This window comes from Methylobacterium sp. P1-11, assembly GCF_008329595.1.
In the GTDB taxonomy this organism is placed as follows: Bacteria; Pseudomonadota; Alphaproteobacteria; order Rhizobiales; family Beijerinckiaceae; genus Methylobacterium.
Genome location: NZ_NPKS01000039.1, coordinates 45,622 through 58,804, shown reverse-complemented (window position 1 = coordinate 58,804; position 13,183 = coordinate 45,622). Strand labels below are relative to the sequence as shown.

Here is a 13,183-nt window from a genome sequence, read left to right as displayed (position 1 = left end):
GGTCGGCTCGGATACACCCATCTTCCGGCAGACCTCGTCCACCGTCGCGCCGTTCTCCGCCTGTCGCAGGGCGAAGGCGATCTGTTCGTTCGTGAAGCGGTTGCGGGGCATGGCATCCACCCTCCTTCAGGGTTCAGGATGCCCGAAAAACTTGCGCTCAGCGCGGACCAGTTTGGTGGGTCAGGGTCACGACCGGGTTGGGTCGCTACCGGAAGGGCAGATCAGGGTGGATTTGCGACGTACCGCTTTCAGGAGAAGAACCGAAAAAAGCGGACATCGGGCGATTGGCTGAAGTTGGCGGCAAGACGCCGTTCCGCTTCCCAGCGGCGACCGAGGCAAATCGAGCATGCTGCTGTCATCGGAGCCGACACTTCGAAGAACGCGTCCTCAAACTGTGATCGGTTCCTCGCGGGAATGGCATGGCGGAGGAAACTTACTGCTCCACTTCCAGTTGGCCCCTGCCGAGGAAGGATGCCATGACCGAACTGACCGCACTAAACGCCGGACACGGCGGCGAGACACATCAGACCGCCGATGCGGACCACCCCGTGCTGACGACCAACCACGGTACGCCGGTCTCCGACAATCAGAACCAGCTCAAGGCAGGGCCGCGCGGGCCGGTCCTGATCGAGGACGAGGTTTACCGCGAGAAGATCAACCACTTCGATCACGAGCGGATACCGGAGCGCATTGTTCACGCGCGTGGGTCGGCCGCGCACGGCTACTTCGAGTGCACTGAGAGCCTTGCCGACATCACCGTCGCCGACCTGTTCCAGCGGAAGGGGCAGCGCACCGAGGTGTTCACTCGCTTCTCCACCGTGGCGGGCGGCGCCGGCTCGATCGACACGCCTCGCGACGTGCGCGGCTTCGCAGTCAAATTCTACACGCGCGAGGGCAACTGGGACCTCGTGGGCAACAACATCCCGGTGTTCTTCATCCAGGACGCGATCAAGTTCCCGGATCTGATCCATGCCGCCAAAATGGAGGCCGACCGCGGCTACCCGCAAGCGGCAACCGCCCACGACACGTTCTGGGACTTCATCAGCCTCATGCCCGAGGCGACCCACATGATCATGTGGGCCATGTCAGACCGCACGCTCCCGCGCACCTTCGCCAACATGGAGGGCTTCGGCGTCCACACCTTTCGGTTCATCAACAAGGAAGGGAAGAGCACCTTCGTCAAGTTCCACTGGAAGCCGAAGGCTGGCCTCGCCTCGACCATCTGGGACGAGACGGTCAAGGTCGCCGGGGCCGACCCGGACTTCCAGCGCCGCGACTTGTTTGAGCGGATCGGGCGCGGCGACTACCCGACCTGGGACCTCGGTGTGCAGCTGTTCGACGAGGCTTTTGCCAACAGCCAGCCCTATGACGTCCTCGACGCCACCAAGATCATCCCCGAGGAGGTGCTGCCGGTGCGGATCGTGGGGCGCATGGTGCTCGACCGCTATCCCGACAATTACTTCGCGGAGACCGAGCAAGCGGCGTTCGTGCCGAGCCATGTCGTGCCAGGTATCGGCTTCACGAACGATCCGCTGCTCCAGGGTCGGCTGTTCAGCTACACGGACACACAGCTGTCGCGGCTGGGCTCGGTCAACTTTCACCAGCTCCCAATTAACGCCGCGAAGGGGCGGGCCTCGGCCGCCGGCTGCCCATTCATGAACCAGCAGCGGGACGGCCACATGCAGATGGCCGTGCCGAAGGGCCGCGCAAACTACGAGCCCAACAGCCTCGCAAAAGTCGGAGAGCCAGGGGGCGCCCGTGAGGACGCGGCGAAGGGCTACAAGACCTTCCCCTCGGATGAGGAAGGGCAGAAGCTGCGCGTCCGGCCGGAGAGCTTTGCCGACCACTACAGCCAAGCGCGGCTGTTCTTCCGCTCGATGGACCCGGCGGAACAGGCGCATATCGCCTCCGCGCTGGTGTTCGAGCTGTCCAAGGTAAGCCTGGAGCATATCCGGCTGCAGATGCTTGCCAACTTGCGTAACGTCGATGAGGATTTGGCGACACGGGTCGCCGACGGGCTGGCGATGGACCTACCCGCTGCCTCGCCGACCGCCGCACCGGTCCTGGACATGGAGCCGTCGCCGGCTCTTCGCATCATCCGCGGCCCATTGGAGCGGCACACGCTGGAAGGGCGCACCATCGGCATCCTGATTGCCGACGGGACGGATGCGGGCGAGCTGCAATCGCTGAAGAAGGCGATCAAGGCGGCGGGCGGCCATGCGATGACGATCGCCCCAAAAGTCGGCAAGGTGCCGCTCTCGGACGGATCAGCCATCGCCGCGGACGCGCAACTGTTCGGTCAGCCTTCAGTGACGGTCGATGGCTGCGCGGTGATCCTGTCCGAGATGGCTGCGGGGAAGCTCGTGAAGGAAGCGGCCGCGGTGCAGTGGGTTATGGATGCGTTCGGGCACCTCAAGGCAATCGGCCACAACGCCGCCGCCAAGCCGCTGCTCGACAAGGCGGGCGTCGAGGCGGACGAGGGCGTGACCGACCTCAGCGGCTTCGTCGATGCAGCGAAGAAGCGCTACTGGGACCGTGAGCCGAAGGTCCGCACACTAGCATGACGTAAAGGACACGGCCGTTCGGAATGTTCGCCGCTACCGAACGGCCGCTGCTTCACGGCGGGTGTCTCAGGCGCCTATGTTCATGACGGAGCTGCCATCGACCTGAGGAACTCGCCGGGCGATGAAGGTGGCGTGCTTAGATCAGAGGAACGTCCTGGCCTCTGTGCGGCATGTGGAAGGATGTGATCCGCTGCTAGCTGCAGTTGCCGGACGGTCGACGAACGTCTGCTTCCGGCTCACGTCGATAGCAACCCGCACGGCTGCATTGGGTTGCCTGCGGAACGTCTGCTTATGCAACCCGTCTCCGGAGCATCGGTTCGGGTGTCTCCTCGCCTTGTCGGCATAAGCCGGCGAGGAGACAGACGATGGGACACTCTGCACCCGATCCGGCCACGAAAGGACGGCCGGCCTGGAACGCGGGCCGCAAGCTCGGCGCTAAGCGCCCCCTCAAACCTCAGCAGGTCTGGGCCATCCGGTTTTGGCTCGACCGTGAACAACGCATGCGCGATCGGGCGATGTTCGACCTTGCCATCGACAGCAAGCTGCGAGGCTGCGACATCGTCAAGCTCAGGATCGGCGATCTTGTCAGCGGCGGTCGCATCCGCAGCCGGGCCATCGTCATTCAGCAGAAGACCAGCCGGCCAGTTCAATTCGAGTTGCTCGAACCCGCCCGTACCAGCATGCTGGCTTGGCTGGAGGTTCGGGGTGGAACGCTCGACGACTATGCCTTCCCGAGCAGGCTCGGCGGCGTGACGCACATCAGCACCCGGCAGTATGCGCGCTTGGTCGATGAATGGGTCTCAGGCATCGGGCTGCGAAGCCAGGATTACGGGACCCACTCCCTGCGCCGCACGAAAGCGTCGTTGATCTACAAGCGGACCGGCAACCTGCGTGCCGTCCAGATCCTGCTCGGCCATACGAAGATTGAGAGCACGGTCCGGTATCTCGGGGTCGATATAGAGGATGCACTCACACTCGCGGAAGGGACGGAAATTTGAGCGTTCGGCCCCTCGGCTTCGCCGTCGAGGGGCTCCAAACCAGACGGGCGGATATGCGCCCAACTCGGTCATTCGACCGCCGTCGTCGGCTTCTCTGAAGCGGACATCGGTTCAGCCCGAATCACATATCCTAGCTGCGGCACTTTCATCTCATCGGCCGCAGCCGCCGGAACGGCCGCGGTACGTCCCACAGCGTTCCTTCAAAGCCTTTGCTCGATCTTCTGGCACTACGGCCAAGGTGTGCAAGGGAGGCGAAAAGAACCTTCGCCAGACGCGATGTCGCCACTCAGCCCAGGGTTGTTTGTTACCGGAGCCGCTTAGAAGCGCCTTTGGATTGTGGAAGCAGATGCTGTCCCGCTCGATCAAGCGCTAGCCGATCTTTTGAAGCTTAGTAGTGGACTGCCGACCGGCTCGAGCCGCCTCTGCCGACGCGCCGAGTGATAAGACTATTGTGTCGTTGGCGCGAGATACCGAGGAAATGCCATGCACTTCATGGTGCCTGCCATCGTCGCGCTGCTTTTCATCGCGCCTGCGATTTGCGTTGCGGACATCAAGCGCCACAAGACCGTTCCGGAAACCTTCTGGGGGCAATGGGGCCTCGTGGATCAGCCGTGCAGCCAGGACAACCGGCTGGCCTTGGTCATCACGGGAACGAGCTACACGCATCCTGATGCGAGGTGCGCGATCGATTGGGTCGGCGAGACGGCCGGCCGGGCCGGCCCGATTTACTCCGCGCACATGCGCTGCTTGGCCGGCGAGGGAGCGCAGCCTTCGACCGCGAACCTCATCCTCATGTCACGAGACGGCGAGGAGGTCGCGCTCGGCGGGGATTTCCAAAGCCTTCGAAGCTATCGGCGCTGTCCGGCCGGACCGCAGCCCACCCCGGCGGCGGAAGAATGAGCGGCCCGGTCGTTGCCACTTTGCTTGACTGCATCCAGCCGCGCGCTCGGCGATTTAGCGATTTCTTGCGGCCAAGACAGTCTGAACGCTTGTGACGTGACTTCTGCATGCAAACGCTCAATGGCCTCTCCTTTGATGGAAAACGAGGACCACATGCCTGCCAAATTCGCGCAATACGTCATTGTAATTCTTCAGTTCTCATCATTTTGTACTGCTGCCCAAGCAGCGCCTTACTTTGTTTGGTATCTGCCATCACCGACGCCGCTTTTCCCGTTGCTGGTGATAAACCCAGACAATAAGCCCCATTACAGGTGCGCACTTCAGCTCTTTCGGACCTACTACAACCGGGACGGTTCTCAAGGATTCGATGTAAAAACCTACTATTTCTCGGTTCCGAAAAATTCTGCAATATCACCAGGTTCCTGGAATTCGCAGGATCATGGCGGAAACGACATCACCTCGACAAATGTCTACTGCTTATCATGACGCCGGCTGAGCATGGTATCCGTGAGCGGGATCATGTAGCCTCGGCTGACGTGATCAGTCCCAGGGATAAGCCAGCGGCATCATTGTGGTCGGCCTTTCATCCGCAGCTTGTCGCGATCGCCACGTGCTTGGCCCGCACGCTGACAGACGACGAGCCGTCCGAGTGCGGCCATGACAAGCTTCCTGGGAGCCAAAGCAAGCCGGGGCGTGCGACTTACGGTGATGGCGTTTTTCGACTGAAAAGGATCCAGGCACCAATGGCCAGCGCTGGGTCGAGAAGACCGAAGGTCACCAGCAAATGCGGGAACACGCCGGCAGCTGCCAGAGGAAGGAGAACGGCTGGTATGAACACCAATCGGTCGATCACCGATGCAGCAACGATCTGCCGCGCACCCGAGCGGCCCCCGAACAGGTAGAGCCAGCCGATGACGATTATCAGCAGGCCCATGCCGCGGACCAGGCCTTGCTCATCTCCCACGAACGCTCGATCTCTGAAAAGCGCTTGCGTCGCGCCTGGCCAAGCAATGAGCAACGCTCCAGCCGTGAGGTAAATCATACCATTCATGGCCGTGTACTTGGACACGGCCGGCAAGTCGCGTGGAGTCGCGAGAAGCTCGTGGATGAGTGACATGCCGCGCTCCATCCGCTGGTAAAACGTACCCCTTGCTCGAATTCAGCCGAATTTTACGGTAAAATCATTTAGGGCCTGACCGTCAAGTCGAAACGGATTGGCGGCCTCTTGGCTCAGATCAGCGACGGCCACCAGTCCATCGCTGACGTAGCGGTTTACCGTCCCGAACGTCAGCCGCTGGCCGGGCCGGTGGTAGCGCGCCGGTCCAATCCCTCCGTGCTCGGTCAGCACCTGGACCAGGAACTCGCGCTCAGTATTGGTATCAGCGTCGGTCGCGTGAGTGATCTGGAAGCTAAGGCGTGTCAGGGAGAGGCCGACATCCTTAGTCGCGGCGCCGACCCACATGGCGCGTTCAGGAGCGGCCGGTCGGCTCGACGCGAGCCAGAAGGCCGCGGTGTCGAGTGCCTCCTCAGCTCGCTCGATGGAGAGACCCCAGAACCGAATGTGATGACGCTTACGCGGGCTGTCGTCGATTGAGCGCTGGAAGCCGACATCCTGCCCCCGGTTGAACAGGTAGAGAGTGCTGAAGGGGGCACTCGGGTAAGGTCGGTTCAGAACGAAAGCGCACGCCATCCTCCATGAACTGCCGGGGCTTAGCGGATCCGCCTGGCTCCAGCCCGCGAGGGCAAAGGCTCGGTGCAACTCGCCAAGGGTGCCGATCAAGACAAGGTTCACCGGGTCACCGGGCAGGCCGTCGCCGGTCAGCGTGTAGGAGGGGACTAGGCCTCGGTTGAGGATGTGCGCCCCTATCCTAATCGCGCGCGGCAGGATCAGGTAGGCAGCGGTGGCGTACGTGGACGCAACCGCCAAGACGAGCGGCAGGCGACGGTCGGCGACGTCGTAGAACAGGACCAGGATTAGCCAGACCGTCAACAGGCCAAGGACAGCGACCAGCGTGCGTTGTCCGAACAGCTTCAGGCGTCTCACGGGGCATGCCCTCCCTTCGGGCGCCAGTGTCCTCCGCTGGGCCCACCCGGTGCGCTCCCGGCGTGATCCTGTCCGACCCAGAAGAGCGGCACTGCCACCCAAAACGCGGCCACACTTGTGAACCCCGAACGGGAGGCGACTAGAAGCGCAGACGTCTCTCTGCTTGGTGGCGACGCATCGATGAAAATTCAGCCCAATTCAAAAGGAAAGATCACCTTCCAGTCCTTTTTCATGTCTATGAGGGGCCAGTTGTTGGCGGCGGCGGCGTTCAAAGCTGTGTCGAGGCGTCCAAACTCGGTCTTCCGGTCATATGCGTATTCTCGCTCGGCGTCCGCGTGGTGGACGAGCATGCCCAGGCGCACGCCGCCACTCAGCGTTGTCCATTGTAGCATCTCAAGATCGCCGTCGGAGTTGCCGAACGCCGCGATCGGCCGCCGGCCAATATACTCGTTGATGCCGACGGGCTTGCCGATCTTGTCGTCGATAAAGTTCATCTCTGCCAGGCGAAACAGCTCAGGACGCCCATCGCGCATCTCGAACCGCGTCTTGATCGAAGATCCTACCACCTGCTCGGGCGGCACGCCGTAGACGCGTTCGGTCCAGGGACGCATGAACTCCACGCCGCCGCCCGAGACGATGAACGTCTTGAACCCGTTCGCGCGCAGGAACGCGAGCAGTTCGGTCATCGGCTGGTAGACCAACTCGGTGTAAGGACGCTGAAAGCGCGGGTGCCGAGCCGTCGCCAGCCATTGCATGACGATTCCGGCGAACTCCGCATTCGTCATGCCAGCATGGGTGACCATCACCAGTTCCATCATGCCGCGCTCGCCCGATGCGGCCAGGGCTTCCATGTCACCGTCAAGCACGGCCTGGAACGGCTGCATGTTCTTCCACTCGGGGTGCAGAGGCGCCATCGCCTTCACGCGGTCGAGCGCGAAGGCGAGTTGGACGTACATCGGGTGTTCCGTCCACAGGGTGCCGTCGTTGTCGAAGACCGCGACCCGCTCGGCCGGCGCGACATAGTCGGCTCCGCCCTGGTGTGTGACGCGAGCGACGAAGTCCAGGATCGCCCGCTTCGATGCCGATTCGTTCCAGGAGGGCAGAGGAGTGGCAGGCGACGTCGGCGCTTGGCTCAACGCCGGCAGGATCGTCCCTGCCACGATCGGAAGTCCCGCTAAGCCCGTGAGCGTGGTGCGGCGGGTGAGATGGCCCGAGGCAAGGGAGTGTTTCATGTTCCGAGCTCCCGGAGCTGCACGCGGTGAGCGGTCAGTTGCTGGACGGTGGCAGCCTGAGCTTCTCCATCGCCTGCTCGACCGAGAAGCTGCCGGGCCGCTGCCGGGGTGGGAACTGCTGGAAGCTTTGCAGATGCTGCGCGACCAGCGCCTGGGCTGGAACGAGCACGAAGGCGTGCTCGATGAACCAGCGCACATAGTCGCCGGATTCGTGCTGAGCCCGCTCGAAAGGATCCGAGCGCAGGTTGAACAGCATCGGCAGGCGAAGCTGCACCATCGGCTGAGCCCAGACATCGAAGCCCTCCGCCTTCTGCTCCAGGAACACCGCCTTCCACTGATCGTAGCGCAGGCCGGCCAGGTTGCCGTCGTCCGTCCAGTAGAAGAACTCCCGGCGCATGTCGGGACCGGTGCGGGCGAGAAGCTCGCGTTGGTCGTAGCCGTCGAGATGAACCTTGAAGGTCTTGCCAGCCGCTTCGTAGCCCGTCAGGAGCTTGTCCTTGATCCCGGGCTCACCGGCTGCGGCGACCAGCGTCGTCGCCCAGTCCTCGGCCGAGAAGAGGTCGTTGATCTCGGTGCGCGGCGGCACCAGACCGGGCCAGCGCACCATCGCAGGCACGCGGTAGCCGCCTTCCCAGTTGGTGTTCTTCTCACCACGGAACGGTGTCGCGCCGCCATCCGGCCACGTGAACGTCTCGGCACCGTTGTCGGTGGTGTAGATTACGACCGTGTTGTCGGTGATCCCGAGGTCATCGAGCTTCTTGAGAAGCTCGCCGACCTGCCCGTCGTGCTCCACCATGCCATCCGGATAGATGCCGAGCCCGGTCTTACCCTGCGCCTCGGGCGTGAGCCGGGTCCAGATGTGCATGCGACTGGTATTGACCCAGGCGAAGAACGGCTTCTGGTCCCGATTGGCCTGGTCGATGAAATCGACCGAGGCTCGGACGAATTCCTGGTCGATGGTCTCCATCCGCTTCTTGGTAAGCGGCCCCGTGTCCTCGCAGGTCTGCTTGCCCCAGGGACCGAACCGCGTGTCCTCACCCGGTGTCTCGGTCGTTGTGGCAGCACATCTCAGGACGCCGCGCGGGCCGAATTGCGCCCGGAAGGCGGGGTTCTTCGGATAATCCGGGTGCTCCGGCTCGTCCTCGGCGTTGAGATGATAGAGGTTGCCGAAGAAGACGTCGAAGCCGTGCAGCGTCGGCAGGAACTCGTTGCGGTCGCCGAGGTGGTTCTTGCCGAATTGTCCAGTCGCGTAGCCCTGCGGCTTGAGCAACTCAGCGACGGTCGGGTCCTTGCTGGATAACCCCTCCTTGGCGCCCGGCAGCCCCACTTTGAGGAGGCCGGTCCGCAGCGGGCTCTGTCCGGTGATGAAGGCCGAGCGCCCGGCGGTGCAAGATTGCTGGCCGTAATAGTCCGTGAAGAGCGCGCCCTCGTTGGCGATCCGGTCGATGTTGGGGGTCCGGTACTGCATCATGCCGCGGTTATAGGCGCTTATGTTCCAGTAGCCGATGTCGTCGCCCATGATGACGAGGATGTTGGGCTTTCGCGGCTGCGCGGCCGCGGGGGAATTCATTGGGCAGATGAGCGCAGCCAAGAGGCCGAACCCCGTCATGCGGATCCCGGTCATCGTCGCCCCCGTTCTATCAGATAAAGCTCGTACGGCCGTTCGCCGACCGACCACCTATTAGCCTCAGCATGCAGCGCTGCTGCGACGAGTAGAACGGCTAACGGCATCTAATCGACGGCGAGCGCCCCGACACTGCCGGGACGCTCGGTCGAAGCCGCCGTGCGTGGGCTAGTCGCTCGCGTGGCTGGCATGTCCCCGCTTCACCTGCTCCAAGACCTGCGAGAGATTGTAGGTCTCGGCCGGCTGCAGAGGGGGGAATTTCTCGTAGCTCGATAGATGCTCCAGCCAGAGCTGCTGGCCGAGGGGTAGGATGTTCCAATCGTACTGGAACGCTGTCGACGGCGCGCCGAGTGCCCCGCCAACGCTCATGGCGCTCTTTTGATCGATGCCGACCGCCTGCTCGAACGGATCACGCTTGATATTCTGTACGAGCGTGAAGTGGAACGGCACGAGTGGCATGATCCAGCCGGCCGGTCCAGGCTGAGACATGGTGTAGTACATCTTCCAGTTCTTGTAGCGCACCGCCGATGGGGTTGCGCCCGAGAAATAGTAGAAGACATCGCGCGCGGATTTGTCGGATTTGCCTTCTAGGTACTCACGCTGGTCGACGCCATCCAGGGTCGTCTTGACAATGTCGGGGTACTGGCCGCTTTCGATCTGCTGCTTCAGCCCCTCGCCTTTCGGGCCGCCGGCGACGTCGACAAACGTCGGAACCCAATCAAGTGCGGCAAAGAGCTTGTTCTTGACGGTTCCTGGCTGGATAACCCCGGGCCAGCGGACCACCATCGGCGCTCGATACCCGCCCTCCCAAGCCTCGCCTTTCTGGCCCTTGAATGGGGTGACGCCGCCATCCGGGAAACTGATCGCCTCGGCGCCATTGTCGGTCGTGAAGACCACGATGGTGTTATTGGCCTGCCCCATGTCGTCGAGCTTCTTGAGCACGAGGCCAATGTTGTCGTCGAGCTGCTTCATGCCAGCTTCGTTGACGCCCCAGTCCTTGCCGCCGCGCTCGCCGAGCATGGCCTCATACTTCGGCGGCAGGACAGTGACCACATGCATGCGGGCGGGGTTGTACCAGGCGAAGAAGGGCTTGTTGGTCTTCTTCGGATCGTTGCGGTCGAGGAAGTCGACCACCTTCGCCGAGATTTCCTCGTCGACCGTCTTCGACCGCTCCAGCGTCAGCGGCCCTTCATCGGTGCAACTCTGGTTCTTGGCTGTCCCATCAGATGAGCGACAGGAGAGCACCGGGCGCGGCGGCGTCAGGCAGCGTGTGGTCCTGGGATCGACAGCGCCCGGCACCTCAGGCAGGCCGGGGATCGGCGTGTTCTTGCACGGCGGCGCGATTCCCTGGTCGGTCGACGTCTTGTTGATGTCGGGGAAGCTCACCTGCTGCATGGCGTCGAGGTGATAGAGATAGCCCCAGTATTCCTGGAAGCCGTGCGCCGTCGGCAGGGCCTCCGTATGGTCGCCCAAGTGATTTTTGCCGAACTCGCCGGTGTTGTAGCCGAGGTCGTGCAGGAATTTGGCGAGCGCTGGGGTGCCGGGGCGGAGGTAGGACGGGCTGCCCGGCAGCTGGGGCGGGATCATGCCGGTGCGCAACGGGTACATGCCGGTGAAGAATGCGTTCCGGCCGGAGGTACAACTCTGCATGGCGACATAGTCCGTAAAGATCGCTCCCTCTTGACCGATCCGGTCGATGTTGGGCGTCTCCCCGACCATCAGGCCGCGGTGATAGATGCTCGGCTGCATCCAGCCGATGTCATCCCCCATGATGAACAAGATGTTGGGCTTCGATGACGGCTGCGGCTGCGGCGTCTGCGACCACGCGGGCGTCAGGGCAGTCGCGGTCAACAGGACGCCGCCAGCGAGTGCCGTGCAGGTCCGACGAACTGCTAGGCGAGCGGCCCTGTGCGGTTCCCCCGCGCGGATGCGCGCCTCGCACGAGCGCCCGCCTTCGGCGTTCCCCGAGGACGCCGGCGGGTGCATGGACCGCGAAGTCTCACGTGCATCGCCGTGGCTCATGGTTGGCTCCTCTCACTGATGATGGTCCGGAAGCCCACGTGGCTCATCGACGTGTCGATGGGCTGGGGATGGCGGGCGGCGGGGCGGTAGCGCCGGCAGTAGTTCGGCGCGCACAGATGCGAGCCGCCCTTCACCACCTTGCGGGGGATCAGGCTCTGAGGGTCATTGGGATCGAGGCTGTCCGCCTCGCGTCCGCCGCGCGGGTTTTGGGGGATACAGCACGCCTTCGGGGCGTCAGCCTGATGCCGCTGCGCGAACCAGTCGGCTGTCCACTCCCAGACGTTGCCCACCATGTCGAGAAGGCCGTAGCCGTTCGCCGGGAAGGCGCCCACCGTCGTCGTTCGCCGGAAGGACCCGTCAGCGGTGTTCAGATACGGGAATTCTCCCTGCCAGGTGTTGGCCATCGCGCGACCGCCGGGCGCGAACTCATCACCCCAGGCGAACTCAGCACCATCGAGCCCGCCCCGCGCGGCGAACTCCCACTCGGCTTCGGTCGGCAGGGTTTTACCGACCCACGCAGCGTAGGCTTCGGCATCCTTGTAGGCGATGTGGACGACAGGATGGTCGTCGAGACCTTTGATCGAGCTGCCTGGACCGTAGGGGTGGCGCCAGTTCGCCCCTCGCAGGAACGTCCACCACAGGCTGCAGTGCCGCAGATCAACAGGCCCGCGCGGCGGGACGAAGACGAGCGAGCCGGCAAAGAGCAGGTGCGGCAGCGCGTTGGGATAGTCCTTCGCATCCGGGGGTATTTCGGCAACGGTTCGATAGCCTGTGGCGTGAACAAACCTCTTAAACTGCCGGTTCGTGACGGGGGCCTCGTCTATCCAGTAGCCGTCCACCGTCACGCGATGGACTGGTGCTTCCTCGGGGTAGTGCCGATCAGAGCCCATGCGAAATGTGCCGCCTGGGATCCAGCGCATGCCTGGGCGATCCTCAGGATGTGTCGTGAGGACAGCCCCATGGGCGAGTACACCCCCCATGCGTGTCTCCTTTCAGTCGCTTCTCCGGCCTCGGCTTGACGCCGCCACGGGCCGAGCCAATCAGTATCCGCAGCCGTCGTAGGATGAGCCGTAGCCGGCGTAGCCACCCGGTGCGAACCCGCAGCCGTAGGTGCTGTAATAGGGATCAGCGTAGTACGATGACCCGACGGCCGCGGCAGCCAATCCGACGCCCAGGCCGGCAGCAACTCCATAGCCACCATAGCGGCCGCGGTACCCATAGCCGCCGTAGCCGCCGCGGTATCCGAACCCGCCCCGGTAGCCCGCAATGCCGCCGCGATAGCCGAAGCTGCCGACGCGGGTACCGCCTAGTCCGGCACCTCGGTAACCACCCCTAAAACTACCCCCACGGAAGCCGCCGCCGTAGGGCCGGGCTTCGGCGAGATTTGCCAGTGACACCACGGCTATTAGGGTCACGCAGGCGAGTGCAAGGCGTATCGTGTCGATGGGCTTCCTTGATGGTCGCGCGGTCATGGCTGACGGCGAGCGGGTGGAAGCTGGCAATTACCAGCGTCGATAGCGCCGGACGCCCACGGCACGCGGGCCGTAGAAGCCCCGCCGGACGCCCACGGCACGCGGGCCGTAGAAGCCCCGACGGACGCCGACCGCACCGCGCGGGCCAACACATCCGGCCCGATAGAGGCCGCGGGCACAGACAACGGCATTCGCCTCGGTCGGCGCGAAGGTCACGAGCCCCGCCAGCAGGCTAAACACGACCAGGACGTATCTCATGACGGCCTCCTTAAAGTTGTCAGACCGACCGCGACAGCGATGTCGGGTCAGAAAGCGGGACTCAAGATA

At 63.5% G+C, this 13,183-nt stretch carries 13 protein-coding genes; 4 read left to right on the top strand and 9 right to left on the bottom strand.

Features of this window, described 5'->3' with window-relative positions:
- On the bottom strand, positions 1-111 hold a 111-nt coding region (locus CIW48_RS28305), incomplete at its 3' end, for a transposase (protein WP_149313754.1).
- A gap of 365 nt (positions 112-476) precedes the next feature.
- On the opposite strand from CIW48_RS28305, the gene CIW48_RS28300 reads away from it, so the two are divergent.
- The 4 genes from CIW48_RS28300 (at position 477) to CIW48_RS28285 (ending at position 4,948) form a co-directional block, all read left to right on the top strand.
- Positions 477-2,564: a catalase gene (locus CIW48_RS28300; protein ID WP_149313753.1), complete on the top strand. Its 2,088-nt coding sequence runs from the start codon at positions 477-479 to the stop codon at positions 2,562-2,564.
- A 365-nt stretch (positions 2,565-2,929) separates the two neighbouring features.
- A complete protein-coding gene (locus CIW48_RS28295; RefSeq protein ID WP_149313752.1) occupies positions 2,930-3,562 on the top strand; it encodes a tyrosine-type recombinase/integrase in 633 nt (210 codons plus the stop codon).
- A 483-nt stretch (positions 3,563-4,045) separates the two neighbouring features.
- Entirely contained in the window at positions 4,046-4,462 is a 417-nt protein-coding gene (locus CIW48_RS28290; RefSeq protein ID WP_149313751.1) for a hypothetical protein, read from the top strand.
- A 153-nt stretch (positions 4,463-4,615) separates the two neighbouring features.
- Positions 4,616-4,948, top strand: a complete 333-nt coding sequence (locus CIW48_RS28285) for a hypothetical protein (protein WP_149313750.1) — start codon at positions 4,616-4,618, stop codon at positions 4,946-4,948.
- 214 nt (positions 4,949-5,162) lie between these two features.
- Here CIW48_RS28285 and CIW48_RS28280 read toward each other — a convergent pair whose 3' ends face one another.
- The 8 genes from CIW48_RS28280 to CIW48_RS28245 all read right to left on the bottom strand — a co-directional run bounded on the left by CIW48_RS28280 (position 5,163) and on the right by CIW48_RS28245 (position 13,114).
- Positions 5,163-5,579, bottom strand: coding sequence for a hypothetical protein (locus CIW48_RS28280; RefSeq protein WP_246695456.1), 417 nt, complete (start codon positions 5,577-5,579; stop codon positions 5,163-5,165).
- A gap of 42 nt (positions 5,580-5,621) precedes the next feature.
- On the bottom strand, positions 5,622-6,506 hold the full coding sequence (locus CIW48_RS28275) for an LssY C-terminal domain-containing protein (RefSeq protein ID WP_149313748.1): 885 nt from the start codon (positions 6,504-6,506) through the stop codon (positions 5,622-5,624).
- 188 nt (positions 6,507-6,694) lie between these two features.
- The gene (locus tag CIW48_RS28270; protein WP_149313747.1) at positions 6,695-7,738 is read right to left on the bottom strand and encodes an HAD family hydrolase; all 1,044 of its coding nucleotides are present in this window, start codon (positions 7,736-7,738) and stop codon (positions 6,695-6,697) included.
- A 34-nt stretch (positions 7,739-7,772) separates the two neighbouring features.
- On the bottom strand, positions 7,773-9,362 hold the full coding sequence (locus tag CIW48_RS28265) for an arylsulfatase (protein WP_149313746.1): 1,590 nt from the start codon (positions 9,360-9,362) through the stop codon (positions 7,773-7,775).
- A gap of 168 nt (positions 9,363-9,530) precedes the next feature.
- Positions 9,531-11,213, bottom strand: a complete 1,683-nt coding sequence (locus tag CIW48_RS28260; RefSeq protein ID WP_246695455.1) for an arylsulfatase — start codon at positions 11,211-11,213, stop codon at positions 9,531-9,533.
- A 167-nt stretch (positions 11,214-11,380) separates the two neighbouring features.
- Positions 11,381-12,304: a formylglycine-generating enzyme family protein gene (locus CIW48_RS28255; protein WP_149313745.1), complete on the bottom strand. Its 924-nt coding sequence runs from the start codon at positions 12,302-12,304 to the stop codon at positions 11,381-11,383.
- A 120-nt stretch (positions 12,305-12,424) separates the two neighbouring features.
- On the bottom strand, positions 12,425-12,784 hold the full coding sequence (locus CIW48_RS28250) for a hypothetical protein (protein WP_246695454.1): 360 nt from the start codon (positions 12,782-12,784) through the stop codon (positions 12,425-12,427).
- A gap of 102 nt (positions 12,785-12,886) precedes the next feature.
- A complete protein-coding gene (locus CIW48_RS28245) occupies positions 12,887-13,114 on the bottom strand; it encodes a hypothetical protein (RefSeq protein WP_149313743.1) in 228 nt (75 codons plus the stop codon).
- Between the last annotated feature and the right edge of the window lie 69 nt (positions 13,115-13,183).

Bases quoted from the DNA above. Each gene is read 5' to 3' on its own strand.
- CIW48_RS28300 (WP_149313753.1), top strand. From the start codon at position 477: ATGACCGAACTGACCGCACTAAACGCCGGACACGGCGGCGAGACACAT.
- CIW48_RS28295 (WP_149313752.1), top strand. From the start codon at position 2,930: ATGGGACACTCTGCACCCGATCCGGCCACGAAAGGACGGCCGGCCTGG.
- CIW48_RS28290 (WP_149313751.1), top strand. From the start codon at position 4,046: ATGCACTTCATGGTGCCTGCCATCGTCGCGCTGCTTTTCATCGCGCCT.
- CIW48_RS28285 (WP_149313750.1), top strand. From the start codon at position 4,616: ATGCCTGCCAAATTCGCGCAATACGTCATTGTAATTCTTCAGTTCTCA.
- CIW48_RS28280 (WP_246695456.1), bottom strand. From the start codon at position 5,579: ATGTCACTCATCCACGAGCTTCTCGCGACTCCACGCGACTTGCCGGCC.
- CIW48_RS28270 (WP_149313747.1), bottom strand. From the start codon at position 7,738: ATGAAACACTCCCTTGCCTCGGGCCATCTCACCCGCCGCACCACGCTC.
- CIW48_RS28265 (WP_149313746.1), bottom strand. From the start codon at position 9,362: ATGACCGGGATCCGCATGACGGGGTTCGGCCTCTTGGCTGCGCTCATC.
- CIW48_RS28255 (WP_149313745.1), bottom strand. From the start codon at position 12,304: ATGCGCTGGATCCCAGGCGGCACATTTCGCATGGGCTCTGATCGGCAC.
- CIW48_RS28245 (WP_149313743.1), bottom strand. From the start codon at position 13,114: ATGAGATACGTCCTGGTCGTGTTTAGCCTGCTGGCGGGGCTCGTGACC.